Source organism: Bradyrhizobium sp. UFLA06-06, from assembly GCF_054820065.1.
Genome location: NZ_JADFUD010000029.1, coordinates 14,026 through 40,779, shown reverse-complemented (window position 1 = coordinate 40,779; position 26,754 = coordinate 14,026). Strand labels below are relative to the sequence as shown.

At 64.8% G+C, this 26,754-nt stretch carries 24 protein-coding genes and 1 other RNA gene; 8 read left to right on the top strand and 17 right to left on the bottom strand.

The window, feature by feature from the left end:
• Window positions 1-151 precede the first annotated feature (151 nt).
• Entirely contained in the window at window positions 152-1,927 is a 1,776-nt protein-coding gene (locus tag IF803_RS24040; protein ID WP_461193658.1) for an acetolactate synthase 3 large subunit, read from the bottom strand.
• Window positions 1,928-2,374: 447 nt separating this feature from the next.
• Window positions 2,375-3,304: a tRNA (adenosine(37)-N6)-dimethylallyltransferase MiaA gene (gene miaA / locus IF803_RS24035; protein ID WP_461193705.1), complete on the bottom strand. Its 930-nt coding sequence runs from the start codon at window positions 3,302-3,304 to the stop codon at window positions 2,375-2,377.
• Between miaA and serB the strand changes: the two genes are divergently transcribed.
• Complete coding sequence (gene serB / locus IF803_RS24030; RefSeq protein WP_461193656.1) at window positions 3,303-4,208, top strand: phosphoserine phosphatase SerB; 906 nt, start codon at window positions 3,303-3,305, stop codon at window positions 4,206-4,208. The genes miaA and serB overlap by 2 nt on opposite strands.
• Before the next feature lie 147 nt (window positions 4,209-4,355).
• On the opposite strand, the gene IF803_RS24025 is transcribed toward serB, so the two are convergent.
• The 12 genes from IF803_RS24025 to IF803_RS23970 all read right to left on the bottom strand — a co-directional run bounded on the left by IF803_RS24025 (window position 4,356) and on the right by IF803_RS23970 (window position 15,001).
• Entirely contained in the window at window positions 4,356-5,852 is a 1,497-nt protein-coding gene (locus IF803_RS24025; protein WP_028342344.1) for a Do family serine endopeptidase, read from the bottom strand.
• 265 nt (window positions 5,853-6,117) lie between these two features.
• Window positions 6,118-6,318, bottom strand: a complete 201-nt coding sequence (locus IF803_RS24020; protein WP_028332483.1) for a DUF2065 domain-containing protein — start codon at window positions 6,316-6,318, stop codon at window positions 6,118-6,120.
• 94 nt (window positions 6,319-6,412) lie between these two features.
• A complete protein-coding gene (hflC, locus tag IF803_RS24015) occupies window positions 6,413-7,312 on the bottom strand; it encodes a protease modulator HflC (protein WP_411781626.1) in 900 nt (299 codons plus the stop codon).
• A complete protein-coding gene (hflK, locus tag IF803_RS24010) occupies window positions 7,309-8,448 on the bottom strand; it encodes an FtsH protease activity modulator HflK (protein ID WP_028342342.1) in 1,140 nt (379 codons plus the stop codon). The genes hflC and hflK overlap by 4 nt, the downstream gene beginning before the upstream one ends.
• Before the next feature lie 144 nt (window positions 8,449-8,592).
• The gene (locus IF803_RS24005) at window positions 8,593-9,105 is read right to left on the bottom strand and encodes a dihydrofolate reductase (protein ID WP_304496390.1); all 513 of its coding nucleotides are present in this window, start codon (window positions 9,103-9,105) and stop codon (window positions 8,593-8,595) included.
• Window positions 9,105-9,590 (bottom strand): GNAT family N-acetyltransferase, encoded by a 486-nt coding sequence (locus IF803_RS24000; protein WP_461193654.1) that lies wholly within the window; start codon window positions 9,588-9,590, stop codon window positions 9,105-9,107. The genes IF803_RS24005 and IF803_RS24000 overlap by 1 nt, the downstream gene beginning before the upstream one ends.
• Window positions 9,591-9,610: 20 nt before the next feature.
• Complete coding sequence (locus IF803_RS23995; protein WP_028332488.1) at window positions 9,611-10,405, bottom strand: thymidylate synthase; 795 nt, start codon at window positions 10,403-10,405, stop codon at window positions 9,611-9,613.
• A 174-nt stretch (window positions 10,406-10,579) separates the two neighbouring features.
• Window positions 10,580-11,560 (bottom strand): tripartite tricarboxylate transporter substrate binding protein BugD, encoded by a 981-nt coding sequence (locus tag IF803_RS23990; protein WP_304496392.1) that lies wholly within the window; start codon window positions 11,558-11,560, stop codon window positions 10,580-10,582.
• 184 nt (window positions 11,561-11,744) lie between these two features.
• Complete coding sequence (locus IF803_RS23985; protein WP_028342337.1) at window positions 11,745-13,259, bottom strand: tripartite tricarboxylate transporter permease; 1,515 nt, start codon at window positions 13,257-13,259, stop codon at window positions 11,745-11,747.
• Between the two features lie 7 nt (window positions 13,260-13,266).
• Window positions 13,267-13,767, bottom strand: a complete 501-nt coding sequence (locus IF803_RS23980) for a tripartite tricarboxylate transporter TctB family protein (protein WP_028332491.1) — start codon at window positions 13,765-13,767, stop codon at window positions 13,267-13,269.
• A 92-nt stretch (window positions 13,768-13,859) separates the two neighbouring features.
• Window positions 13,860-14,393: a chromate transporter gene (locus tag IF803_RS23975; protein ID WP_411781623.1), complete on the bottom strand. Its 534-nt coding sequence runs from the start codon at window positions 14,391-14,393 to the stop codon at window positions 13,860-13,862.
• The gene (locus tag IF803_RS23970) at window positions 14,390-15,001 is read right to left on the bottom strand and encodes a chromate transporter (protein ID WP_461193652.1); all 612 of its coding nucleotides are present in this window, start codon (window positions 14,999-15,001) and stop codon (window positions 14,390-14,392) included. Before IF803_RS23970 ends, IF803_RS23975 begins: the two co-directional genes overlap by 4 nt.
• 77 nt (window positions 15,002-15,078) lie before the next feature.
• On the opposite strand from IF803_RS23970, the gene ssrA reads away from it, so the two are divergent.
• The 6 genes from ssrA to IF803_RS23940 all read left to right on the top strand — a co-directional run bounded on the left by ssrA (window position 15,079) and on the right by IF803_RS23940 (window position 18,828).
• Window positions 15,079-15,434: a transfer-messenger RNA gene (gene ssrA, locus IF803_RS23965) on the top strand.
• 148 nt (window positions 15,435-15,582) lie between these two features.
• Entirely contained in the window at window positions 15,583-16,104 is a 522-nt protein-coding gene (locus tag IF803_RS23960; protein WP_461193651.1) for an SspB family protein, read from the top strand.
• Between the two features lie 160 nt (window positions 16,105-16,264).
• Window positions 16,265-17,683, top strand: coding sequence for a class II fumarate hydratase (gene fumC / locus IF803_RS23955; RefSeq protein WP_461193650.1), 1,419 nt, complete (start codon window positions 16,265-16,267; stop codon window positions 17,681-17,683).
• 274 nt (window positions 17,684-17,957) lie between these two features.
• Window positions 17,958-18,146: a DUF4169 family protein gene (locus IF803_RS23950; protein ID WP_016841076.1), complete on the top strand. Its 189-nt coding sequence runs from the start codon at window positions 17,958-17,960 to the stop codon at window positions 18,144-18,146.
• Complete coding sequence (locus tag IF803_RS23945) at window positions 18,143-18,418, top strand: ribbon-helix-helix domain-containing protein (protein ID WP_024580116.1); 276 nt, start codon at window positions 18,143-18,145, stop codon at window positions 18,416-18,418. Before IF803_RS23950 ends, IF803_RS23945 begins: the two co-directional genes overlap by 4 nt.
• Window positions 18,419-18,474: 56 nt before the next feature.
• The gene (locus tag IF803_RS23940) at window positions 18,475-18,828 is read left to right on the top strand and encodes a VOC family protein (RefSeq protein WP_461193649.1); all 354 of its coding nucleotides are present in this window, start codon (window positions 18,475-18,477) and stop codon (window positions 18,826-18,828) included.
• Between the two features lie 64 nt (window positions 18,829-18,892).
• Here the strand turns inward: IF803_RS23940 and IF803_RS23935 are convergent, their stop codons facing one another.
• Together IF803_RS23935 and IF803_RS23930 are read right to left on the bottom strand one after the other, a co-directional pair.
• Window positions 18,893-22,612 (bottom strand): AsmA family protein, encoded by a 3,720-nt coding sequence (locus IF803_RS23935; RefSeq protein WP_461193648.1) that lies wholly within the window; start codon window positions 22,610-22,612, stop codon window positions 18,893-18,895.
• Window positions 22,613-22,812: 200 nt separating this feature from the next.
• Window positions 22,813-24,045, bottom strand: coding sequence for a cytochrome P450 (locus IF803_RS23930; protein ID WP_461193647.1), 1,233 nt, complete (start codon window positions 24,043-24,045; stop codon window positions 22,813-22,815).
• A gap of 156 nt (window positions 24,046-24,201) precedes the next feature.
• On the opposite strand from IF803_RS23930, the gene IF803_RS23925 reads away from it, so the two are divergent.
• The gene (locus IF803_RS23925) at window positions 24,202-24,813 is read left to right on the top strand and encodes a TetR/AcrR family transcriptional regulator (RefSeq protein ID WP_092088624.1); all 612 of its coding nucleotides are present in this window, start codon (window positions 24,202-24,204) and stop codon (window positions 24,811-24,813) included.
• 4 nt (window positions 24,814-24,817) lie between these two features.
• Here IF803_RS23925 and IF803_RS23920 read toward each other — a convergent pair whose 3' ends face one another.
• A complete protein-coding gene (locus IF803_RS23920) occupies window positions 24,818-26,110 on the bottom strand; it encodes an MFS transporter (protein WP_461193645.1) in 1,293 nt (430 codons plus the stop codon).
• Window positions 26,111-26,754 lie beyond the last annotated feature (644 nt).

Here is a 26,754-nt window from a genome sequence, read left to right as displayed (position 1 = left end):
GAGAGGGTTGGGGCGAGGGGCTGCCTCCAAGAAAGCGGTGAGAGACGGACTCGCGGAGACTCCCCCTCACCCGGATTGCGCTCGCGCGCAATCCGACCTCTCCCCGCAAGCGGGGCGAGGTGACGAGAGAGTGCTCCACGCCGATCCATCATCACACCAGCGCCTTGCCACCGGAGAAGGCCTTTGCGGTGGCCTCGTCGGTCGCCTCTTCCGGCAGCAGCATCTCGTTGTGCGCCTTGCCCGACGGGATCATCGGGAAGCAGTTCTCCAGCGCGGCGACACGGCAGTCGAACAGCACCGGGCGCTTGATCGAGATCATCTCCTTGATCGCGCCGTCGAGATCGGACGGTTTGGTCGCCTGCAGGCCGACGCAGCCATAGGCGTCGGCGAGCTTGACGAAGTCCGGCAGCGCCTCGGAGTACGAGTGCGACAGGCGGTTGCCGTGCAGCAGCTGCTGCCATTGCCGAACCATGCCCATGTACTGGTTGTTCAGGATGAAGATCTTGATCGGCAGCTCGAACTGGACCGCCGTCGACATCTCCTGAATCGTCATCTGCACCGAGGCGTCGCCGGCGATGTCGATCACCAGGCTGTCCGGATGCGCCACCTGCACGCCGACCGCGGCCGGCAGGCCGTAGCCCATGGTGCCGAGACCGCCCGAGGTCATCCAGCGGTGCGGCTCCTCGAAGCCGAAGAACTGCGCGGCCCACATCTGGTGCTGACCGACCTCGGTCGTGATGTAGGTGTCCTTGCCGCGGGTCAGCTCGAACAGGCGCTGGATCGCGTATTGCGGCAGGATGATATCGTTGTTCTTGCGGTAGGACAGCGAGTTGCGCGCGCGCCATTGCGCGATCTGCTGCCACCACGACTTGATGTCCGGCTTCCTGGCTTCGGCCTTGAACACCTGCAGCAAATCGCCAAGCACGTTGCCGGCGTCGCCGATGATCGGCACGTCGACGCGGATGTTCTTGTTGATCGAGGACGGGTCGATGTCGATGTGGATCTTCTTCGAGCCCGGCGAGAACGCGTCGGTACGACCGGTGATGCGGTCGTCGAAGCGCGCGCCGATGCACAGCATGACGTCGCAATCATGCATCGTCATGTTGGCTTCGTAGGTGCCGTGCATGCCCAGCATGCCGAGCCAGTTCGGGCCCGAGGCGGGATAGGCGCCCAGACCCATCAGGGTCGAGGTGATCGGGAAGCCGGTCGCCTCCACCAGCTGGCGCAGCAGTTTCGAGGCCTCGGGACCCGAATTGATCACGCCGCCGCCGGAATAGATCACCGGACGCTTTGCGTTGGCGAGCAGCGCCACCGCCTTGCGGATCTGGGTCGCGTCGCCCTTGACGCGCGGCGTGTAGGAGATGTGCACGTCCGACTTGCGCGGCGGATGATAGGTGCCGGTCGCGAACTGCACGTCCTTCGGCACGTCGACCACGACCGGGCCGGGCCGGCCGGTGGTGGCGACATAGAAGGCCTCGTGCAGCACCCTGGCGAGGTCGTTGACGTCGCGGACCAGCCAATTGTGCTTGGTGGCGGGCCGCGTGATGCCGACCGTGTCGCACTCCTGGAAGGCGTCGTTGCCGATCAGGTGGGTCGGCACCTGGCCGGTGATGCAGACCAGCGGGATCGAATCCATCAGCGCGTCGGTGAGCGGCGTCACCATGTTGGTGGCGCCGGGACCCGACGTTACCAGCACCACGCCGGGCTTGCCGGTCGAGCGCGCATAGCCTTCGGCAGCATGGCCGGCGCCCTGCTCGTGACGGACCAGGATGTGCTCGACCTCACTCTGCTGGAAGATCTCGTCGTAGATCGGAAGCACCGCACCGCCGGGATAGCCGAAGACATGCTGCACGCCGTGATCGATGAGCGCGCGCACGATCATCGCGGCGCCGGTCATCTGATTGGGATCGTGGCTCTTGTCGGTCATGGTTCGCTCCGGATGCGCTTGTTTTTGCGCGGCTTTTGTCAGTTCTCGTCACTTCGGCTTCGGGCAATAAAAAGGGGCCCTAGAGGCCCCATGCACACCGCCCGAATTTGGATGGCAGCTAGCCATCCCCGGCGGTGTGCCTGGGTACGACGGCGATAAGCAGTTTGGTAATAATGTTGCGCACGAGACGACCCAGTCTTCCCAAAGGTTGCGCGAACATAGCGGCCAAAGCCTGAATGTCAAGGCAAGGCAAGCACTTTCGCGATTTCCGTACTCTACCGGGGTTCCGCTCGTTCGGCGAGTGTTTTTCCGCAGGCGAACGCGCATGGCTGACGGGCGTGCGCTGCCAGCAGCTCGGCGGGGTCCGTAGCCCGGATGGAGCGAAGCGAAATCCGGGACCAGCGTCTCCGCGGCGGGGTCCCCGGATTGCGCTGCGCTTCATCCGGGCTACGGGACCCGGCTCTCCAGCCATTCCCCGCCGGCTTCCGGCACCACCCAGTCGAACTCCGGGAGCTGATGGCGAAACCAGGTGAACTGGCGCTTCGCATAATGGCGGGTGTCGGCCCGGCCGATCTCAGCCGCCTCCTCGCGGCTGATCTCGCCCTTGAGGTGCCGGATCAGCGCCGGCACCCCATGGGCCTTCATCGCCGGCAGCAACGGATCGAGCCCACGGGCCGCCAGCGCCGCGACCTCGTCGAGCGCGCCGGTATCGAGCATGACACCGAACCGGGCGTCGATCCGTGCATAGAGCGTCTCGCGCTCCGGCGCGAGAAACAGCGCATGAAAATCGCCCGGCGGCAGCAGAGGCGGCAGGCCCTCGCGATGCCAGTCCGGCAGCGGGCGGCCGGTGGCCTCGACGACCTCGAGCGCGCGCGCGATGCGGGTGCGGTCGCGCGGCTTCAGCCGCTCGGCCGACACCGGATCGCGCTCGGCAAGCTCGGCATGCAGCGCCTCGACGCCGTGCTGCTCGAGCCGTGCGCGCACGCCGTCGCGCACATCAGCCGGGATCGGCGGCACCGCCGACAAGCCGCGCGTCAGCGCCTTGAAATAGAGGCCGGAGCCGCCGATGAAGATCGGCAGCCGTCCTTGCGCACGCGTCTCGCCGAGCACCTTCGCCGCGTCAGTCACCCAGGCGCCGGCGGAGAAATTCACGCCGGCGTCGACATGGCCGTAGAGCCGGTGCGGAACCAGCGCCTCTTCGCCTGCGGCCGGCCGTGCGGTGATAATCCGGAGGTCACGATAGACCTGCATGGAGTCGGTGTTGATCACGACCCCGCCGGTCCGCTGCGCGAGTTCGAGCGCCAGCGCCGACTTGCCGCTGGCGGTCGGCCCTGCGATAAGCACTGCCTTGTTCAACAATCCCGAATGCGCCTGCATGTCCCTCGTTGCCACGCTGATCTGCAATCCTGCAAGCCCCGCGCTCGACTCCACCATCGTCGACGGTGCGCGGGCCGTGCTGCCCTCACCCGGCCCGGCGCAGTGGCTGTTCAACGAAGTCGCTGCCGACATTCCGTTCGAAAGCGAAGATAGCAGCAGGGACGGTATCAAGGCGATTGAGGAACGCCTTCGCCAGGCCCGCGGCGACCTGCCGATCGACATTGTCGTGCAGCCTCGCATCGCCCGGCGCAAGAAGCTTTTTCTGGCCGACATGGATTCCACCATGATCGGCCAGGAGTGCATCGACGAGCTCGCCGACTTCGCCGGGCTCAAGGCCCATGTCGCCGCGATCACCGAGCGCGCGATGCGCGGCGAGATCGAGTTCGAATCCGCGCTGCGCGAGCGGGTGGCGCTGCTCAAGGGCCTGCCGGTCAGCGTGGTCGACGAGGTGCTCGACAAGCGCATCACGCTGACGCCGGGCGGCCGCGAACTGGTCATGACCATGCGCGCGCACGGCGCCTATACCTGCCTGATCTCGGGCGGCTTCACCTTGTTCACCAAGGTGGTCGCGGCGAAGGTCGGCTTTCAGGAGAACCGCGCCAACCAGCTGCAGGTCGCGGGCGGCAAGTTGACCGGCGAGGTGGTCGAACCGATCCTCGGCCGCGCCACCAAGCTTGCCACCCTGATCGAGCTCACCGAATCCTTCGATCTCGACGAGATCGACACGCTGGTAGTGGGCGACGGCGCCAACGATCTTGGCATGATCCAGGCTGCGGGCCTCGGCGTTGCCTATCACGCCAAGCCGGCGGTCGCGGCCGCGGCCGCGGTCCGGATCGACCACGGCGATCTCACCGCGTTGCTGTACGCGCAGGGCTATCGGCGGGATGAGTTCGTCGAGAATTGATCCTCGGCGTCGTCCCGGCCGAGTGCGCGCTTGCGCACGGAGCCGGGACCCATAACCACCGATGCCGGTTACCTAGAAAAGCCGTTGCCCACTTCCTCAACAAGAGAGGCCGCGGCGTGGGTCCCGGCTTTCGCCGGGACGACACGCCTACTGCACGCCGAGCGCGACGAAGCGCAGTTCGCCGTCGCCGTTCGAGACCAGCAGCAGCACCGACTTCTTGCCGTCCTTCTTGAGCTGATCGACGCGCTTCTTGATGTCGGCGGCACTCGACACCGCCTCCTGCGCCACCTCGACGATGACATCGCCCGCCGACAGCCGCTTCTCGGCGGCATCGGAGTTGCCGTCGACGCTGGTGACGACGACGCCCTTTACGCTGTCCTTGATCTTGTACTTGGTGCGCAGGTCCTTGCTCAGCGCGGCGAGGTCGAGACCGAGCGCCTTCTGGGTCACCGGCTTCTCGGCGGTGTCGTCCTTCGACTTGGCGTTGACCTGCTGAACCTTCTCGTTGTCCTCGAGCCGGCCGAGCGTGACCTTGCGGGTCTCCTCATTGCCCTTGCGGATGACGACGACGTCGACTTCCTTGCCGACCGCGGTGTCGGCAACGATGCGCGACAGATCCTTGGGATCCTTGACGTCCTTGCCGTCGAACTTGACGACGACGTCGCCGGGCTCGATGCCCGCCGGCTTGGCCGGCCCCTTGTCGTCGACACCGGCAACCAGCGCGCCGCGCGCCGGCTTGATGTTGAGGCTGTCGGCGATCTCGTCGGTGACCTGCTGGATGCGCACGCCGAGCCAGCCCCGGCGCAGCTCGCCGAATTTCTGCAGCTGGTCGACGACGCCGGCCACGGTCTTCGACGGCACCGCGAAGCCGAGGCCGATCGAACCGCCGGTCGGCGAGATGATCAGCGTGTTAACGCCAATCACCTCACCATCGAGGTTGAACAGCGGACCGCCGGAATTGCCGCGGTTGATGGCGGCGTCGGTCTGGATGTAGCTGTCATACGGGCCCTGGCTGATGTCGCGGTTCTTGGCCGAGACGATGCCCGCGGTCACCGTGCCGCCGAGGCTGAACGGGTTGCCGATCGCGACCACCCAGTCGCCGAGCCGGATCTTGTCGCTGTCGCCGAACTTGACCGCGGTGAGCGGCTTCGACGGCTTGAATTTCAGGACCGCGAGGTCGGTCTTCTTGTCGACGCCGACCAGCTCGGCCTTGATCTTGGTGCCGTCGTTGAGGATGACGTTGATCTCGTCGGCGTCGGCGATGACGTGGTTGTTGGTGACGACGATGCCCGCGGTGTCGACGATGAAGCCCGAGCCGAGCGAGTTGGTCTTGCGTGGCTGGAACTCACCGCTCTTGTCGCCGCCCTTGCCAGGCGGCCCGCGGCGGTTCTTGAAGAAGTCGTCGAAGAATTCCTCGAACGGCGAGCCCGGCGGCAGCTGCGGCATCGTCCTGTCCTTGGCCTCGACGGTCTGCGACGTCGAGATGTTGACGACGGCGTCGATCACCTTCTCGGCGATGTCGGCGATGCCTTCAGGACCGCGTGCGAACGCCGGCACGGAGCTCAGCATGCTCGCAGCACCGATCGAGATCGCGGCTCCCATCATGCGGAAGCGGCGGCTCAGGGCTGGTCTGGCAGCGGTCATGTCGGAGTTTCTCCAGGCAAACGGGTTCAAATGAGCTGGTTACAGAGTGCGCCCGAACGGGCATACGGCGCAAGCATCTCACCCCGGCATTTCGGCGAAAAACCGGCTGCGAGAGGCTCACGATTATGTTCAGTCTTGCTCGTCATTCCGGGGCGGCCCGACAGGGCCGAACCCCAGAGGCGCAATTGCGCCTTGGGGAATCTCAAGGTTCCCCGATGCGCAATCGCGCATTGGCGGTCATGCTTCGCATGCTCCGGAACGGCGACTATCTCCGCACCACCCAGATCAGCACAAGCCCGGCGACCGCCGAGCCGATACCGACGATGCGCAGGATGTTGTCGGGAGTCGCCAGCGCGCTCTTCATCGCCCGGCGCATCCAGGCGGGGCTTGCCGCGAACAGGATGCCTTCAAGCACGAACAGGATTCCCAACCCGATGAGGAAGTCGCCGAACGCTATGGACTTCATCGGATGGCAGCCTCCCGCTCGATACTTGTTGTTTTTGGTCGGCGGCGAAGCGTCATCCGCATCGCCGCCAAGTCCCGATGTTCAAGTCGTGACGTTACTGTTTCGGCGTGGCGGCCGCCTCAGGCAACCTGCCATTTGCACCGCCGAAGTATCTGAAGAATTCCGAGTCCGGCCGCAACAGGAAACGCGTGTCGCTGGATCGCAGGCCGTTCTCATAAGCCGTCATCGAGCGATAGAACGCGAAGAAGTCCTTGTCCTTGCCATAGGCTTCGGCGAACAGGCGGTTGCGCTCGGCATCGCCCGCACCGCGGGTCTGGTCCGCGGCCGAGTTCGCCTCGGCGACGATCACGGTCGCTTCGCGGTCGGCCCTGGAGCGGATCTCCTGAGCCTTCTGGTCACCCTGGGCACGGAACTCGGCCGCCTCGCGCTCACGTTCGGTCTTCATCCGGTTGTAGACGGCCTGGCTGTTCTGCTCCGGCAGGTCGGCGCGGCGGATTCGGACGTCGACGACCTCGATGCCGTATCCGTCCGCTTCCCTGTCGAGCTGCTCGCGAATCCGCTGCATCAGCTTCTCGCGATCGTCACGCACCACGGTGATGAAGTTGACCTCGCCGAGCACGCGGCGCAGCGCCGCGTTCAGCAGCGTGGTCAGCTGCAGATTGGCTGCCTGGATCGAGCCGACGCTGGTGTAGTAGCGCAACGCATTCTTGATGCGATAGCGCGCGAAGGCATCGACCACGAGCCGCTTCTGGTCGGAGGCGATCACCTCCTGCGACGGGTTTTCCAGATCGAGGATGCGCTTGTCGACGTTGATCACCGAATTCCATGGCGCCTTGAAGTGCAGACCGGGCTCGGTGACGATGTCGACCGGCTCGCCGAACCGCAAGACAATGGTCTGCTCGGTCTGCTGCACGGTGAACACCGAGCTGTAGCCGACGGCGAGCACAATGAAGAGGATGATCAGGGACACAATGCCGGTGACGGGGGACCTCATCGGGTGGCTCCCTGCTGCTGGCCGGTCGTGGCCGGTGCCGCCGGACGCCGCGGCGTCAGTTCGCCGAGCGGAAGGTAGGGCACGATGTTCTGGCCCGGGCCGCCGTCATAAACCAGCTTCTCGGAGCCGCCGAGCACTTTTTCCATGGTCTCCAGATAGATGCGCTCGCGCGTCACGTCGGGTGCCTTCTTGTACTCTTCATAGACTTTCAGGAAGCGTGCGCTCTGGCCCTTGGCGTCGGCGACCGCCTGCTCCTTGTAGCCTTCGGCTGCCTGCAGGATCTGCGCGGAACGACCGCGCGCTTCCGGCACGATCCGGTTGGCGTAGGTCTGTGCCTCGTTCTGCTTGCGCTCGAGGTCGGCGCGCGCCGCCTGCACATCGCGGAATGCGTCGATCACCTGCGCCGGCGGATCGACCTTCTGCATCTGCACCTGCGTGATCTGGATGCCCGCGTTGTAGGTATCGAGCGTCCTCTGCATCAGCTCCTGGACGCTCTGCTCGGTGACGTTGCGCGCCCCGGTCAGGATCGGCTGGATCTGCGAGCGGCCGATCACCTCACGCATCGCGCTTTCGGCAACCGCCTTCACGGTGCCTTCGGGATTCTGGATGTTGAACAGATAGGCGCCGGCCCCACCCGGCTTGATGCGCCACAGCACCGTGAAGTCGACGTCGACGATGTTCTCGTCGCCGGTCAGCATCAGGCTCTCTTCCGGCACGTCGCGCATGGTGCGGCCGCGGCGAGCGGGATCGTCGATCAGGGTCATGCCGATCGAGATCGTGTTGACGCGCAGCGCTTTCGGCAGCAGCACTGTCTCAATCGGATATGGCAGGTGATAGCGCAGGCCCGGCTGCGCATCGCGGACATATTTGCCGAAGCGCAGCACGACGCCGAGCTCTTCGGACTGCACGCGGAAGATGCCGGTCGCGAACCAGATCGCCAGCGCGGCGACCAGCACCAGCGCGACGCCCATGCCGCTGAAATGCCCGCCGGGCAGCCACTGCTGCAGGCGGTCCTGGCCGCGCCGCAGCAGATCCTCAAGATCCGGCGGCCTTGGCCCGGCTGACTGCGGACCGGTGCCCCATGGCCCTTTCGGGCCCGAGCCCCAGGGCCCCCCGCCTTGATTTTTCCACGGCATCAAACATCTCCTCGGCAAGTCCGGACGGGACGCCCGGCCTCGAATGTCCGGCCCGGTTATAGGGGACCGCTAGGGCCCTTACAACGCAAGCTTCCTGGCCGGACGAGCTATGCGCCGGGGCATAATTGTCAATGCAAACATTGGTTAACCCCGGCCGCGCCGACGATATGTCACATAGGAGAAGTCGGCACTGTCGTCCGGACCTGCGGGATTTCGCACGCGCGCCACCTCGTCCCATTGCTGCGCATCGATTTTGTCGAACCGCGTGTCGCCGTCCGGCCGGGCGTGGACCTCGGTGATCTCAAGGCGATCGGCGGTGCCGATCCACTGCGCGTAGATTTCCGCGCCACCGATGATTGCAATCTCAGTGGCGAAACGCCGCAGCGCGTCACCAAGCGCAATAGCGCGGGCGTTTTCAAACGACGTCGTGACGATGGCGCCGCCCGCGCGGTAGTTGGCATCGCGCGTCACCACGATGTTGGTGCGGCCCGGCAGCGGCCTGCGCAGGGACTCAAAGGTCTTGCGCCCCATCACGACGGGCTTGTTCAGCGTAATCGCCTTGAAACGCTGCTGGTCGGATTTCAGCCGCCACGGAATAGCGTTGTCGCTCCCGATCACGCCGTTCTCGGCGACCGCTACGACGAGCACGATCTCCATCAGCGCGTCCCTTCCGCGAGCGTCGACAGCGCCTCGCCGGAGACGCGGCAAATCGTCCATTCGTCCATCATCTCGGCGCCGAGCGACTTGTAGAATGCAATCGACGGCGCGTTCCAGTCGAGCACCGCCCATTGCAGGCGCGACCAGCCATTGGCGAGGCATTGCTTCGCTAGATGCATGAGCAGCGCCTTGCCGATGCCCTTGCCGCGCAGCGCCGGACGCACGAAGAGGTCTTCGAGATAGATGCCGTGACGGCCGGCGAAGGTCGAGAAGTTGACGAACCAGACCGCGAAGCCGGCAGGCTCGCCGTTCCATTCCGCGATGTCGCAATAAAGCCGCGGATTGGCGCCGAACAGCGCGTCGGCGATATCGGCCTCGCTGGCGTGAACCTCATGCAGAAGCTTTTCGTATTCGGCGAGTTCGCGGACCAGCGAGAACACCAGTCCGGCCTCATCGGGCCGCGCGCGGCGGATCGTCAGCGACATTCAATCCCTCAGACCGCAACTCATACCGCCACCTCGGCCTTGATGTGCGGATGCGGGTCGTAACCTTCGAGTTTGAAGTCCTCGTAGCGGAACGCGAAAATATCCTTCACGTCCGGATTGATCGCCATCGTCGGCAACGGCCGCGTCGGCCGCGTCAGTTGCAGGCGCGCCTGCTCGAGATGGTTCGAGTAGAGGTGCGCGTCGCCGAGCGAGTGCACGAAATCACCGGGCTTGAGCCCGGTCACCTGCGCGACCATCATGGTGAGCAGCGCATAGGAGGCGATGTTGAATGGCACGCCGAGGAAGACGTCGCCCGAGCGCTGATAGAGCTGACAGGACAATTTGCCGTTGGCGACATAGAACTGGAACAGGCAATGGCACGGCGGCAGCGCCATCTTGTCGACCTCGGCCGGATTCCAGGCGCTGACGATCAGCCGCCGCGAGTCCGGATTGCGCTTGATCATCTCGACCACGCCAGCGATCTGGTCGATGCTGCGGCCATCCGGCGCGGGCCACGACCGCCATTGCGAGCCATACACCGGACCGAGGTCGCCGTTGGCGTCGGCCCATTCGTCCCAGATCGTGACGCCGTTGTCGTTGAGATATTTGATGTTGGTGTCGCCGGCGAGGAACCACAGCAGCTCGTGCACGATCGCCTTCAGCGGCAGCCGCTTGGTGGTCAGCATCGGGAAACCGGCCGCGAGGTTGAAACGCATCTGATGACCGAAGATCGACAGCGTCCCGGTGCCGGTGCGGTCGTGCTTCTCGGCACCGTCGGCGAGGATGCGTTCGAGCAGGTCGTGATACTGGTTCATGGCGTCTGTTTCGGGCTTTCCAGAGAACGGCCAATGTAGCGGCCAAGGCCGCCGGTCGGCACGCTGATTCGGCTGAACGCGCCGATTATACCCTGAAAAATGAGCACTCCGCGCCAAACGACAAGGGGCGGAACTCGCGTCCCGCCCCTGTCCTATCCACTTGATCGTGCTGGATTAAGTTGCCGGCTTGAGCACCGGCGTCCACTTCGCGATCTCGTTCTTGACGAGGGTCGCGAGCGCCTCCGGCGTGCGGTTGGCCGGCGCCGGGATCACGCTGCCGAGCTCAAGCAGGCGCTTGCGGACGTTCTCATCGTCGAGCGCCTTGATGGCCGCGGCATTCAATGTGGCGATGATGGCGGGCGAAGTTCCCTTCGGCGCGAAAATCGCATTCCAGGCCTGGGCCTGGAATGCCGGCAAACCGGCTTCCGTCGTGGTCGGCACATTGGGCAGCGACGGGTTGCGCTCGGGGGTGGCGACCGCATAGGCCTTGATGGTGCCGGCGTTGATCTGCGGCACCGCGTTGACGATCTGGTCGCACATGTAGTCGACCTGGCCGGCGACCAGCGCATTCATGGCCGGGCCGGTGCCGTTGAAGGGCACGCCGACCGGCTTGATGCCGAGGATCGAGTTCAGGAGTTCGCAGGAGGCGTGCGAGACCGAGCCGATGCCGGCATGCGCGGCGTTGACCTTCTCGGCATTGGCCTTCACGTAGGTGACGAATTCCTTGAGATCCTTCGGCGGAAAGTCCTTGCGGGCAAGGATCAGGATCGGCGTGCCGGCGAGCAGCGCGACGGGCTCGAAATCCTTTTCCGGGTGATAGGCAAGCTTCGGATAGAGCGGCACGGAGGCGGCGTGCGTGCCCATATGCCCTGTGATCAACGTATAGCCGTCATTGGCGGCGCGTGCGGCGCGCGTCGTCGCGGTGGTGCCGCCGGCGCCAACCACGTTCTCGATCACGATGCTCTGTCCCAGCGTCTGCGCCATGTTCGCGGTGACGATGCGCGAGATAACGTCGGTCGGGCCGCCGGCTGCGAACGGCACGATCATGGTGATGGTGCGGGTCGGATAATTTTGCGCGGACGCCGGCATGGCGAATGCGCCGAGCGCTACAAATGCCGAAAGGCATGCGCCCGCAAGCGAGCGAATGGACATCATCTCAATTCCTCCCGGAACGTTTGACCAATAGAAATGCCGGCCAAATCGGCCGGCATTTTCATTTCACGGGACGATATCGAGTGTCGATTCGACTTCCGCCTGCGGCGCGCCGACGCAGGGCCGGCGGCTCGCTGTTTGAGCATGATCTATCCGGAAAACCGCTTCACACTTTTCCGGATCATGCTCAGCCCTCGGATTCGACGAACACTTCGTCGCGCTTGGCACGCAAGGTCGGCAGCACGGCCAGCACCAGGAGACCGGCCGCGATCGCCAGCAGCACCGCCGACAGCGGCCGCGAGACGAACACGCTCCAGTCGCCGCGCGAGATCAACAGCGCGCGACGCAGGTTCTCCTCCATCAGCGGGCCCAGCACCATGCCGAGCAGCAGCGGTGCCGGCTCGAAATCATGCTTGATCAGCCAATAACCGACGAGGCCGAACACGCCTGCGAGCACGACGTCGACCGGCGCGTTGTTCACCGAGTAGATGCCGATCGCGCAGAACACAACGATCGAGGGGAACATCAGCCGGTACGGCACGCGCAGCAGACGGACCCAGATGCCCACCAGCGGCAGGTTGATGATGATCAGCATCAGATTGCCGATCCACATCGAGGCGATCATGCCCCAGACCAGATCCGGCTGCTTCTGCATCACCTGCGGACCCGGCACGATGCCGTGAATGGTCATCGCGCCGACCATCAGCGCCATCACCGCGTTCGGCGGGATGCCGAGCGTAAGCAGCGGGATGAACGAGGTCTGCGCCGCGGCGTTGTTGGCGCTTTCCGGCGCCGCCACGCCCTCGATCGCGCCACGGCCGAACCGCTTCGGATCCTTCGCCAGCTTCTTCTCCAGCGTATAAGCCGCGAACGAGGCGATCACGGCGCCGCCGCCCGGCAGGATACCGAGGATCGAGCCGAGCACGGTGCCGCGCAGGATCGCCGGCGTGGAATCCGCGAGGTCCTTCCTGGTCGGCATCAGGCCGGTGATCTTCTGCTGCACCAGGTTGCGGTTCATCTCGGCGCCGTGGTCGAGGTTGCGAATGATCTCCGCGAAGCCGAACACGCCCATCGCCACCGTGGCAAAGCCGAGACCGTCGGCGAGCTCGGGGATGTTGAAGGCCATGCGCGAGGCGCCGGTCTCGATGTCGGAGCCGACCATCGACAGCAACAGGCCGAACACGATCATCGCGATTGCCTTCAGCACCGAGCCCTTGGCGAGCACCACCGCGAAGATCAGGCCGAGCACCATCAGCGAGAAATATTCAGCCGGGCCGAACGCCAGCGCGAGCTTGGTCAGCGGCGCGCCGAGCACGGCGATCAGCACGGTCGCGACGCAGCCGGCGAAGAACGAGCCGATCGCGGCGATCGCCAGAGCCGGACCGGCGCGGCCCTGCTTGGCCATCTGGTGGCCGTCAAGCGCGGTGACCACGGAGGTCGCCTCGCCTGGAATATTGACCAGGATCGAGGTGGTCGAGCCGCCATATTGCGCACCGTAATAGATGCCGGCGAGCATGATCAGCGCACCGACCGGCGGCAGGCCGAAGGTGATCGGCAGCAGCATGGCCACGGTGGCGATGGTGCCGATGCCCGGCAGCACACCGACCAGCGTGCCGACCAGCGCGCCGATCAGGCACATCAGAAGGTTGATCGGCGAGAATGCGACCGCGAAACCGTGGGCGAGATTGGCGAACAGTTCCATCACGCCCTCACTGGATCAGGAAACGCGGGAACATCGGCATCGGAAGTCCCAGCACATAGGGGAACAGCAGCGCGCAGCCGAGGGTCAGACAGGCGCCGACAATGACGGCCTCGACCAATTTCGTCTCCTGCGAACCCATCGCCGCGATCATGAAGGCGGCAAAGGCGGAGACCACAAGCCCGAGCGGCCGGATCGCCAATGCGAAGAACACGATCGCCGCGGATACGAACAACGGGCCGCGCCAGGAATAGGCCGCGATATGCGGGCCGGCCTGCAGAACTCCCATCAGCGCGACACCACCGCCGAGCAACAGCAGCAGCACGGCGAACATGCGCGGCGCGGTTCCGGCGCCGAACGAAAATCCGTGCATGCCCTGCAAATCGCTCGAGGCCCACAAGGCAAACAGCGCAACCGCCATCATGGCGAGCCCGCCGACAAAGTCCTGCGGACCGCGCACCCATTTCGGCAAGATCGATTTGACCGGCGCCTCGCTCGGCGTATCGCTCATGACTTCGCTTCCCCCGTCAGGGCTGTCCCGCCCGTTTTGATTGAATGGCTGGCTTGCGGTCCGTTGACCGAAAGCCTTGCTAGCGATTTTCGTCAGATAACGCCAGCGAAACCCAAGAGGCCTCCGGCCAGCAACATCCACAAAGGGTTGATCCGCGTCGCAAAAGCAAGCGCGGCCGCGACAATGGTGATCAGGACCGCGATCCAACTTTGGTCTGAGGTCTGCGCCACGATCAGGCCGGACGCCGCCATCAGACCGATCGACAACGGAACCAGTGCCGCCTGGATGATCGCCGGCCAGCGCGCGTCGCGCGAGCGATCGAGGAAACGGCTCACATAATAGGCAAGCAGCGCGGTCGGTCCGCACATCGCCACCGTCGCGGCCAACGCCCCGGCGACGCCTGCGACAGAATAGCCTATCAAGGTCACGATCAGCACATTCGGCCCCGGCGAGAGCTGCGAGATCGCGAATACGTCGGCGAACTGCTTGTCGGTCAGCCAGTGATGCACGTCGACGGCGGCACGGTGCATTTCGGGAATCGCCGAATTGGCGCCGCCGACCGCAAACAGCGACATCAGCCCGAAGGTCCAGACCAGCGCTGCGATCGGGTTGGACCCCGAACTCATGCCCGCACCATGCGGCGGGCCAGGACCGTCGTCGCAATACTGAGCGGGATCGCCACCAGCAGCACGATCTGGAGCGGCCACCGGATCAGTCCGATCGCGACGAAAACCGCAGCCAAAATGACGAGGCCCGTGACATCGCGCCGCTTCAGGAGCGGCATCATCATCTTGAAGACGACGGCGAACAGCAGCCCGACCGCGGCGCAGGCGACGCCGGCGAGCGTCCGGCGCAGCACATCGATGTCGCCGTAACGGGCATAGAGCGCGGCAAGGATGGTCGCGATCACCATCGGCGGCCCGACCAGCCCGGCGAAGGCCGCGAGCCCGCCGGCTATGCCGCGAAAGCGCGAGCCGAACACGACCGACAGGTTGACGATGTTCGGACCTGGCAGGAAATGGCACAGCGCGAAGGTCTCGTTGAACTCCTCCGCGGTCATCCAGCGGTGTTGCTCGACGATCGCACGCCGGGCCCAGACCAGAACCCCGCCAAAGCCGGCCAGCGACATCTTGGCAAAGGCCAGGAACAGCTCGAGCAGGCCGGGCTGGTGGGGCGGCGATGGTGTGGAGGCATCCGGCGCCGGGGCGGCAACCGGCGGGGATTCCGGGGACATGGACAAAATCTAGAACGGTGCCGGGAGCCGGGCCAACCCAATTTGGTGTGTTTTCACAGCTGAAAGGGCCTGAATCGGCTCTGTTTTTCTACGACTTTGCCGCTATATTGGGAGTGCCGGTTCGCCGGCTATGGAAATAAATGACCGTCGCAATAAACCATTCGGACCCGGGGGCGGTACCCGGCGCCTCCACCAAAACCCATCCGTCGCGGTGGCTTTCGGCGGGGGCGAAATAGGATCGACGAGGGCGTAAAGGGCGTGTTTTTTCTCGGTATGGTTCCGCCGACATCGGGCCAATGCAATAGTTGCCAACGACAACTTTGCTCCGGTTGCTCAGGCTGCGTAACGCAGTTTGAAAGACCATCTTAAAGTCCTAGCGGGTTAAGCTCCGCTAGGCGGGGTTCGGAGGCACCTGGCAACAGAAGCCTCCACTTCATTCCTTGTTTCCCAATCGGGCGTCCGCGCGCATTTCAGCGGCCAGCCCTGCTGATTTCCGGCTCCCGGCGGGGTAGCATGGCAAAAGGGCGAGTCGGACGGTCCGGCGTCGCCCCGGCGGGCATTTTCGAAGCGACAGGATCACCATGGCGACCGATCACATCCGATATGACGTGCTGGCGCGCGATGCGCTGCGCGGGGTGCTGCGCCGGGTGTTGTCCGACGCCGCCGAACATGGCCTGCCGGGTGAGCATCATTTCTACATCACCTTCCTGTCGCACGGCGACGGCGTGAAGCTGTCGCCCCGGCTGCTCGCGCAATACCCCGAGGAGATGACCATCATCCTGCAGCACCAGTTCTGGGATCTGGTGGTGACCGAGGATCGCTTCGAGGTCGGTCTGTCGTTCGGCGGGATTCCCGAGCGGCTGACCGTGCCGTTCGCCGCGGTGACGCGCTTCCTCGATCCGTCCGCGCCGTTCGATTTGCGCTTCGATGTCTCGGACGCACTGTCCGAAGAAGCCCCTCCCGCCACCGCGCCGGCCTCTCCCCTGCCCGCCCCTGCGGCCCAGGCCGCGGCAGAGATCGAGAGCGCCGAGACCGAGCAGGAGCCCGCGAAGCCCAGCGAAGGCGCCGAGGTCGTGCGGCTGGACCGCTTCCGCAAGAAATAATCTAAGCGCTGATCACGCCTCGACCTTGTAGGATGCTTGCCGGGATCGGGATGACAAATCGTCATCCCGGCCTACCTTCTGCATGAACGTGCCCTTCACGCTGTCGCGTTGCCGCGGTGGGCACGTTTTGACGACGCAACGGCAAGCATCCACGGGAAGCATGATGGCTCGATCGACGATCCCCTCCAAGGCAAAGACCCGCAGCGAGACCGACAGCTTCGGTCCGATCGACGTTCCCGCCGACCGCTATTGGGGCGCGCAGACCGAACGCTCGCGGCAGAATTTCAAGATCGGCCACGACCGGATGCCGATCGCGATCGTCCATGCACTCGGCATCGTGAAGCTTGCGGCTGCGGAGACCAATCGCGAGCTCGGCCAACTCGATGCGCGCCGCGCCGGCGCCATCATCCGCGCAGCGAAGGAAGTGATCGAAGGCAAGCTCGACGACAATTTCCCGCTGGTGGTCTGGCAGACCGGCTCGGGCACGCAGAGCAACATGAACGTGAACGAGGTGATCGCCAACCGCGCCAACCAGATGCTCGGCGGCGAGCTTGGCGCCAAGAAGCCGATTCATCCGAACGATCACGTCAACATGAGTCAGTCGTCGAACGACTCGTTTCCGACCGCGATGCATATCGCCGCGGCGAGCCGCATCGTCGCCGATCTGCTTCCGGCACTCACCGAACTGCATCGCGCGCTGCGCAACAAGGAGAAGGCGTTTGCCAAGATCGTCAAGATCGGGCGCACCCACACCCAGGATGCGACGCCGCTGACGCTCGGCCAGGAATTCTCCGGCTACGCCGCGCAGGTCGAGAGCGGCATCGCGCGGCTGCGTGTCGCGGTGAAGGATCTGTTTCCGCTCGCGCAGGGCGGCACCGCCGTCGGCACCGGCCTCAACTCGAAGCCGAGATTTGCGAAAACCTTCGCGCGCCACGTCGCCAAGATCACCAAGCTGCCGTTCACCAGCGCGGCCAACAAGTTCGAGGCGCTGGCTTCCAACGACGCCTATGTGCTGGTGCACGGCGCGATCAACTCGGTGGCGACCGGCCTGTTCAAGATCGCCAACGACATCCGCTTGCTCGGCTCGGGCCCGCGCTCGGGCCTCGGCGAGTTGATCCTGCCCGAGAACGAGCCGGGCTCGTCGATCATGCCGGGCAAGGTCAATCCGACCCAGTGCGAAGCCATGACCATGGTCTGCTGCCAGGTGTTCGGCAATCAGACCACGATCACCGTCGCCGGCAGCCAGGGCCATTTCGAGCTGAACGTGTACAAGCCCGTGTTGGCATATTGTATGATAAATTCCATTCAGTTGCTGTCTGACGTTGTCCGCTCATTTACTGAGCATTGCGTTGTCGGAATACGCGCCGACGAAAAGCGCATCAACGAACTGATGCAGCGCTCGCTGATGCTGGTCACCGCGCTCGCGCCGAAGATCGGTTACGACAACGCAGCCAAGGTCGCCAAGTCGGCGCATGCGCGCGGAACGACGCTGAAGGAAGAGGCTTTGCGGCTCGGATTTGTTTCCGCGGATGAATTCGATCGCCTCGTGCAGCCGGACAAAATGACACACCCGGGCTAAAGCGAAGCGCGCATTGTCCGGATAATTACGGTCAGCGCGCGTGATATAATTATGGATCATAACGCCTAAAGACTAAGGCGCGTTACCTATGAGCTCTGCGCTGGCGCGTGGTACAGACGTCTAGTTTTCGCAGAGCGAAACGGATTCTTTGATGCTATCAGAGCATCAAATGGGGATTCGGGATGGATATCGAGCCGGGCGCGTAGTGCAGTCGCTCTTGCTTTCGTCACGATGCATCACCAATTCCGCTCTGGGGACGATGAGGACGACGAGCATGGGCGACGTGGTCAACTTGAAACGATTCAAGAAGCGCGGTGAGCGCGAACAAGCAGCGAAGCAGGCCGAAGCCAATCGTGCGCTATTCGGTCGCACCAAATCCGAACGAGCGCGTGACGAATTTCTCGGCGAGCGCAACGCGCGTGTGCTCGATCAGCACCGCATCGAAAACGGAGACGCATCATGAAGTCTCCCGTGGTCAAGCGCTCGATCGTCGTCGCCGGACATAAGACCAGCGTCAGCCTCGAAGAAGCCTTCTGGAATGGCATGAAGGAGATTTCCGGTCTGCGGAACATGACGCTGTCGGAGTTGGTCGGCGAGATCGACAACAACCGTCAGCAGGGCAATCTGTCCTCCGCGATCCGGCTCTTTGTGCTCGACTACTTCCGCTCGCGCGCCACACCGGCGGTGCCCACGGATGTCAGGCCGCAACAGGTCGACACGCGTCAGCAGGCCTGACGGCCTCTCCGACCGTCGCCATCGGCAGACGGTCGTTCCGACGCGCGGGCTTCAGCATGAAGGTCAATCGGATCGTCGCGAACGTTGCCGCACCAGATACAGCGGCAGCGAAGTCGTTCTACCGGGACCTGCTTGGCCTCGAGCCACTGATGGATTTCGGTTGGGTTGCGACTTACGGCTCATCCGAAACAATGCAAGCTCAAATCAGCTTCGCTTCCGAAGGCGGCTCCGGCACGCCGGTGCCTGATCTTTCCATCGAGGTCGATGATCTCGACGAGGCCCTGCGCCGGATGAAGGCAGCCCGCATCGCGATCGAATACGGACCGGCGGACGAGCCATGGGGTGTGCAGCGCTTCTTCGTCCGCGATCCCTTCGGCAAGCTGATCAATATTCTCCAGCACCGATCATGAGCCGGCGCTTCGTTTGATGCGCTTTCTTGAGGCGAACCGGTGCCCACTTCGCTTGAAAGCGCGTTTAGTTCTGCATCGCCGGCCGCGGCGGCGGATTGGCGACCTGTGGCGTCAACGACAGTGGCGGTCGCAGCGGCCTCGACTTGGCTGCGCCGGGCACCGGTTTGACCTCGATCGGCGGCGGCAGCGGCGCCAGCTGCGGCTGGCTCGCAACCGACGCGGGCGGCGCAATGGCGGGCGCGGTGACGACCGGTGGGACAGTCGGCGGACGCGGCGCAACGATCTTCGGCTTCGCCGGCACGCGGCGCGGATCAGGGCCGGGCCCCGGCAAGTTGGCAGAAGGCAATCCTGTCGAATTTGGGTTGGACGCATCCGGCGCCGGCTCGGCCGGATGCGGAAGGGCCGTCGGGGTCGGCGGCGGCGTCGGTTCGCCACGCTCGATGGCGTCGAGCCGCTTGGTCTCCCGGTCGATCGCGCGCACCGCAAGCCACGACGACAACGCCGCAATGTCGATGCTGCGCGACAAGCCGTCGGGCGTGCCCACGGCAAGCAGCTGGATTTCCGGTCGGCTGTTGGCCGTGCCGACCTGCGTCGATGCCAGGGCGGCGCGGATGTCGGCCTGGTCGGCCGGAATGTCGTAGCCGCCGGATACGATCGCATTGGCGCCGTTCGCCGCGAGCGTGGTGGCGCCGACCCGGAGGCGGCCGTCGCGGATGTTGAAGGGGATTTGCGCCGAAGCAATCGACAGCGCGCCACCCGCGAGCGCCGGTTCGACGATCTGCCGCAGCCGCGTGTCGTCGGTCGCCTGCCCGGAATCGCTGGCGCGGATCGCAACCTCGAAGGCGCGCGGATCGAGACCCGGAAGGCTCAGCCCCTCCAGCGTCACGGTGCCGCTGCCGGACAGCGCGCCGGTCAACGCCGAGGCGCTGCGGCCCTGCGTCAACAGTGTCATCTGCATCGAGGTACGTCCCTTGGGCATCGCGAGACTGCGGTAGCGCAAGGCTGAACTGTCGATGCCGGACAGCTGCACATTGGCGCTGAGCGCAAGTCCGTTGGCGCCCTGTCGCGCATCGACGGTGGCAGTCGCCTCGCCGCCGCCGATCTTGCCCTTGATGCCGTCGAAGGTCAGCGACTGCCCGTCCGACCTGATGGTGCCGCTGACCGGTTGCAGCTCGGCGCCACCCGGCAGCAGACCGTGCAGCGCTTCGAACGTGACCTTGCCGCGCCAGGCGCTCGTGAGCCCCTGGCCGAGCGGCTCCGTCGCTTCGTGACCGGCCGCGCCGATCGCGGCCGCGAAAATCGGCGCCAGCGTGATCTGATCGAGACCGACTTCGCCGTCGACGCTTTTCTGATCGGCGAGCGTCAGCGCCAGATGGCCGCGCAGCCGTGAACCGGCGATGATGCTGTCGAGATCGTCGAAGTTCAGCCTGTCGCCCGCGAGCGTCAGCTTCGACGACAGGCGGATGTTTGCGACCGGATCGGCTGGTTTCAGATTGAGCAGCGGACTGATGTCGGCGCTGCGAACGCGGAGGCTGATGCTCGATTTGCTCGCGCTGCCCCCATCCTTGGTCCAAGGCTCAGCGGTCCCTTCGGCATCCGCGTCGAGCCCTGCGCCCCAGAGCCTTGCCTTCAGCCGCAACGGCGCGCGCCACGCGCCGGTCACCGTGCCCTCGAATTGCGTCGAACCGGCACCGGCTGCGACCGCATGGTCAAGCCCAAGCAGCGCCAGCAAAGCATTGCCATCGCCGGCGGAGAATTTCGTCTCCGCTGTAACCTCGTTGCTGCGGAGTGCATCGAAATCCAGCGCACGGATCGCGGCCACCTGCGGCGTCGCCGAGATCACTGTATTGCCCTTGAGCTGCGGCGTGTCGAGATCGAGCGTCGCGCGCGCGCTGACGCGATCGGCGGCCTTGCCCTTGCCGAGGTCGAGCGCGAGCCTGGCGCGAACCGGGCCGGCATCCGCGCGGAGCACGCCAAGCCGCGCGGCCAGCGCCGGCGCGAACGGCTGAACCACAGCGGTCAGCCGGCCAAGCGACGCGGCGGTCGCGTCGACGGCAAGCTTGCCGGTCGAATTGGCACGGTCGAAATTGCCGCTGCCGTCCAGCGTGACATTGTCGGGCTGGCCGATCTTGACGCGTTCGAGCACGATATTCTTCGGGCTATAGGCGATCTTCGCCAGCAGCGGCCGCAATTCCTGCCCGGAAGAGACCGCGCGCCCGACGTCGAGCGACAGCTGCGCCTCGTCGGGCCATTCGCCTTGCGGACCGGCCAGCGAGCGGATCAATGCCGCGGTCGCGTCGAGATCGAGCCGATCCGCCTTCAACTGCGCCTCGACCTTCGAGCCGCTGGTCGCCTCGCGATGCGTAACCGCGACGCGGCCCTCGAGCGTGCCGCTTTCGATCTCTGCCTTCATCGCGTCGATCGAAAAGCCTGATGGCGATACCATGACGTCGCCGCGCAACCGCAGCGGCCGTTGGCTGCGATAGGTGGTGTCGCCGCGCCCCTGCAGCCAGGTCATCAGCGCATCGGGATCGGACGATTCGATGTTGAGCGCGGTCTTGAAGCTGTTCGCCGCTCCGGCTTGCGCGCTGGCACCGCTCATCGAAACCCGCGTGGATCCCGGCGCGCGAAACTCCAGCCGGCGCACCGTCCAGGATTTCGCATCCGATTGCAGCTCCGCCGAGATGTCCTGCAACGGACGGCCCCCGAGCATGATCTGCTCGGATGCCAGCTCGACCTGCGCCGGTATCGGGCTTTGCGGAAGACCCGACAACACCGCGCGTATCGCCGGCAGCACGCGGGCCGGCTCGACGTTGCCGTTGTTGCTGTCCTTGGCGCCATCCTTGGCGGCGAACTTGTCGCCGTCGAGCTGCCGCGCCGTAAGCGAGGCGCGCAGCAGCGGCGACGCACCGAAACGCAGATCACCATTGCCGGCGAGCTTCAGCGCACGATCCTCGGCGCCATAGCTCACGTCGATCTGGTCGAGCCGCGCCGCCGAATAATCCGATTTCACCTTGGCCGCGATCCGCCACGGCGGCGCATCGCCGCCGCGCTGGCCGGGCGCACCCGCCAGCGTCAGTGTGCCCTCGAACCGCGGCGCGCGGGCCTCGAAGGTCAGGATGCCGTCGAGATCGGCCGACACCGGCCGCTGCCCGGGATCGATGCTGAAGTGCAGGCGGGTGCCGCTACCATCGGCGCTTTGCCCCGAGGAGACCCGAAACGGGTAGCGGTTGCCGTCGAACATGAAATTGCCGTCGCCGCGGATCGCGCCGGCAAGTGAGCGGACGTCGCCGCTGAAGGCAATGTCGTTCAGCTCGAGCGTGCTGCGGCTCGCGGCATCATGCAGCGCGAGGCGGCCGGTCAGGTTGAGCCGGTCGATCGCCAGGGAAGCGAGGTTGAAGCTCCCGCTCGACGGCGACCAGTCGATCCGCCCTTTCGGGTCGAGCCCGAGATCGAGCGACGCGCCGTTGATGGTGAGCTCGTTCGCGCGCCACTCGCCGCGCATCAGCGAGCTCAGGCTGAACTCGACATCGAGATTGGCGGCCTGGACCTTGCCAAGGTCGTTGGCGCCGCCGACGGTGACAGTCTTCAACCGCAGCGAGGGTGCCGGCAGCAGACGCGCGTCGAGATTACCGGCGACCCGGACCGGCACGCCGATGATCTTGGACGCCTCCACCTCGAACTGCGGCCGGAACTGGTTCCAGTCAACGAAATACGGACCGACCAGCGCCGCGACCAGTGCAAGAATGAAGGCAATTGCCAGGCCGAGCAGCGTCGTCTGCACGGTGTCTCCCTTTGAGCCAGCTCCGCGGCAGCCTCCTAATGCTGAACCCTTTGCCAACCTTTGGCCGGAGCACCCCAAATATAGAGACAAGTACGGCGAAGTCACAGCCGGTATACTGCTGGGACTTCGGACAGATAGTGGATTTCCCGTTCAAGCGTGCGTGTGCCGGCCTCGCCGAGGATCGCCGCCCCGCAGGAACGTCACCAGCTCGCCGGCAGGCGCTTCAGCCCGCGCAGCACGAAGGTCGGCCGCCACTCCGGATTTTCCGCGTCATCGAGCCGCAGGTCGGGAATCCGGCGCAGCAACGTCGAGATCGCGATCTCGGCCTCGATCCGCGCCAGCTGGGCGCCGAGGCAGAAATGGATGCCGCCGCCGAACGACAGCGGCTTGACGTTCGGCCGCCGGATGTCGAGCCTTTCGGGGTGATCGGGGTAAACAGCCTCGTCGTGATTGGCCGAGCCCAACAGGCACAGCACGCTCTCGCCCTTCGGGATGCGCTTGCCACCGAGGTCGTCGATGTCCTCCAGCGCGACACGGCCGGTCAGCTGCACCGAGGAATCGTAACGCAGGAACTCCTCGATCGCATTGGTGATCAGGCCGGGATTGGCCTTCAGCAGCGCGAGTTGGTCCGGGTTACGGAACAGCGCCAGCAGGCCGTTGCCGATCAGGTTCACGGTCGTCTCGTGGCCGGCGCCGAACAGCAGGATGATGTTGCCGGTCAGTTCCTCATTGGTGAGCTTCTGGCCGTCCTCTTCGGCCTGCACCAGTTGGGTGGTGAGGTCGTCGCCGGGCTGCTTGCGGCGCAGCTCGAACAGCTGATGGAAATACATCGCCGCCATCGCATTTGCGGTGTTGCCCTGCATGATTTCCTCGGGTGTCAGCGGCACCGGCTCGAGGATACGGCCGCCATCGCGCGAACCATTGTAGAATGCCTCGCGGTGTTCCTCGGGGATGCCGAGCATGTCGCAGATGATCGTGACCGGCAGGCGGAACGCGAAATCCGCGATCAGGTCCATCTTGCCTTGCGGAATGATGCGATCGAGCGTCTCGTCGACGACGTGCTGGATGCGCGGCCGCATGTCCTCGACCCGGCGCGCGGTGAAGGCCTTGACGACAAGGCCGCGCAGGCGGGTGTGGTCGGGCGGATCCTGCTGCAGCATCCAGTGGCTCATGCTGCGGAAGACCGGCTCCTCCATGATCTTCGGACCGTAGCGGCGGATCGAGCGCTCGGCAAAATCCTTGCCGAACCGCTTGTCGCGCAGCACGAGGCTCGCCTCGGCGTGCCGGCTGGCGACGAAGGCGCCGTGCACATTGACATGCATCGGATCGAGGCGGCGCAGCCGCTCGTAATACGGATAGGGATTGCGAATGAATTCAGGCGCCAGTGGATTGAAAAGCGGCTCGCCGCTCGCCGGCTGAACTTGCTCGTTCATGGTGACCTCCTTCGCTCGCTACGCCGGTGCATGCAACCTGGCGCGCCCTGGTGTCATCCTCAAGACCGCATCATCACGGATGCGGCTGTTCTGGTTCTGTCGAATGCAACTCGATACACTCTTGTATCGAGTTGCATTGTGCCCTAAAATGCGCCGATGTCAAGGGTTCGAACCAGACCGACACGGGACGACACCTGCGAGAAGCTGTTCGAGGCGGCGGCGCGGGTGTTCGAGGAACAGGGGATCGGCGGCGCCAGCATCGAGGCGATCGCGGCCGCGGCGGGCTTCACCCGCGGCGCTTTCTATTCGAATTTCAAGAGCAAGGACGAGCTGATCTTCGCGATGCTTGAGGATCACGTCGAGCAATCGATCCGGCGCAATCTCGATTTGCTCGCCCGGCACAACAACCTGGCCGACTTCCTCGAGGCGCTGCGCACCATGGACCGCAGCCGGCAGGATCCGCTCGGCCGCTCCCCTCTCCTGCACATGGAGATGATCCTGTTCGTGGCGCGCGCCGAGAAGCGCCGGCCCGAGCTCGCCAAGCGTCTGCGCGCGCGGCGCAAGCTGATCGCCGACATTGTCACGACTGCGCAGAAGAACAGCGGCAGGAACGGTAGACTCGATCCGGATTGGACCGGAGCGATCGTGCTGGCGCTGGAAGATGGTTTCCGACTGCACCGCCTGATCGATCCGGAAACCACCCCCGCCGACAGCTGCCTGCGCGCGATCACCGACCTGCAGCGCGCGATCGGAGTTTCGTCGGCCTGACGCGTCAGGCCGCGCTTGCGACCTTGTGCATCTGTCCGGCGACGGCGCGGACCTTGCGGGGCGAGGCCTGCCAGATCGCGAATGCCGACAGCAGGCTGACGGCGATGCCGAGCAGGAAGGCGCTGGTATAGCTGCCCGACAGATCATAGAGCTGGCCGGTGATCCAGGGGCCCGCTGCGCCGCCGGCGAGCGCGGCCAGCATCACGGTGCCGAAGATGCTGCCGTAATGCTTGCCCTGGAAGATCTCCAGCACGACCGGTCCCATCACGGATGTCAGGCCATAACCAAGCGCGCCCTGGGTGAAGACCATGAGATAGATCAGCGCCATGTTGGGCCAGTATTTCAAGGCGGCGAGCGCGGCGAAGCAGATCACGAAGCCGAAGCAGGAGATCGCCCACACCCATTCCCGGCCGATGCGATCGGAGAGATGCCCGAGCCAGATCTGGCCGGGAATGCCGAGCAGGCTGACGACGCCAAGCGCCCAGACGCTGACGCTGGAGCTGAAGCCGATATCGAGCAGGAATTTGGTCTGATGCACCTGCACCGCGTACCAGATGTACAGGCCGCAGAAATAACCGATCGCGATCCACCAGAACCGCGCGGTGCGCAGCGCACGCGAGAGCGTCCAGTCGGTGCCGGCCCACACCGGATCGACGATGTTCGACGCCGGCCTGGCTGACGTCGCCGTCGGCGCGGCATCGCCGTCCGGCTGCAGGCCGATGTCCTCCGGCCGCTTGTGCAGCAAGAGATTGATCGGCGCGAGCACGACCAGCACCACGATCCCCATTGCGGTGCAGGCGGTGCGCCAGCCGGTGTGCTCGATCATGTGCTGCACCCACGGCAGCAGCGTCACCGAACCGATGCCGACGCCGGCGAAGGCGAGCCCGATCGCAAGTCCGCGGCGGCGGAGGAACCAGTTCGGCACGAACAGCGATTGTCCGGAATAGCCGAGGCAGACGCTGCCAGCGCCGACCAGCACACCGATCGTGAGATAGAGGTGCCAGGGCTGCGTCGTCAGCGGCGCCAGCAGCAGGCCCGAGCCCATCAAGAGCACACCAAGCTCCATCACCGCGCGCGGACCGCCGCGGTCCATCAATCGGCCGATCAGCGGACTTGCGATCGCCGAGGCGACAAAGCCGAACGAGAAGGCGCCCGCCGTGATGCCGCGCTCCCAGCCGAATTCCGAGATGATCGGCGGATAGAACAGCGAGAACGCCGTACGCGCGTTGACACCGATCGCCATGGTGACGAAGGTCACCGCGACAATGATCCAGCCATAGAAGAAGGGAAGTCGCATGTGGGTTTTCGTTGCCAGGGTCAGAGGACGAATACCTGTTTCAGCCCGTGCCCGCTGACGGTCAAGTCCCATGGACCGACAAAGTGGCACCAGCCCGCGTCAACTCGCTCAATGAACGGTGCAAATTGTGTGAAGCAATTCATAGACAGTCAGGCCTGACGCGGCAGACTTGCGCGCGATGTCAACCACCTCGGCCATGCCAGTGACTTTCTGTTATCTGCGGGAATTCCGACCAGGCTCGGTCGGACGACTGGCAGCACCGGATACAACGATGGCAATCACTCCGACAGTACCGCCGCGCTCCCGGCCAAACTCGCCCATGATCGGCGGCAAGCGGGAAAACACCATTTCCTGCATTGACGCAGATCAATGGTGACGAGTTTTCGCCGCGAGATGATCCAGCCATGAAGTCGAGGGACGCATTTGCATCGCATGCTCAAGGCGCGAATGCCGCTTGGTCCGCACCCGGCCCACCCGTTGGAGGCATCGCGCTTGCGCGTCCGCCTCCTCAAAGGTTGCAAACATCATACTATACCAGTCCACTCGGTTGGCACATCCCTGCCGGATGAAGTCTTCCTTTATGACCTTGATGAAGATATTCTTTTCGCGTTGAGGTCTTTTCCTTTGTGCCGGATTTTAGTCGC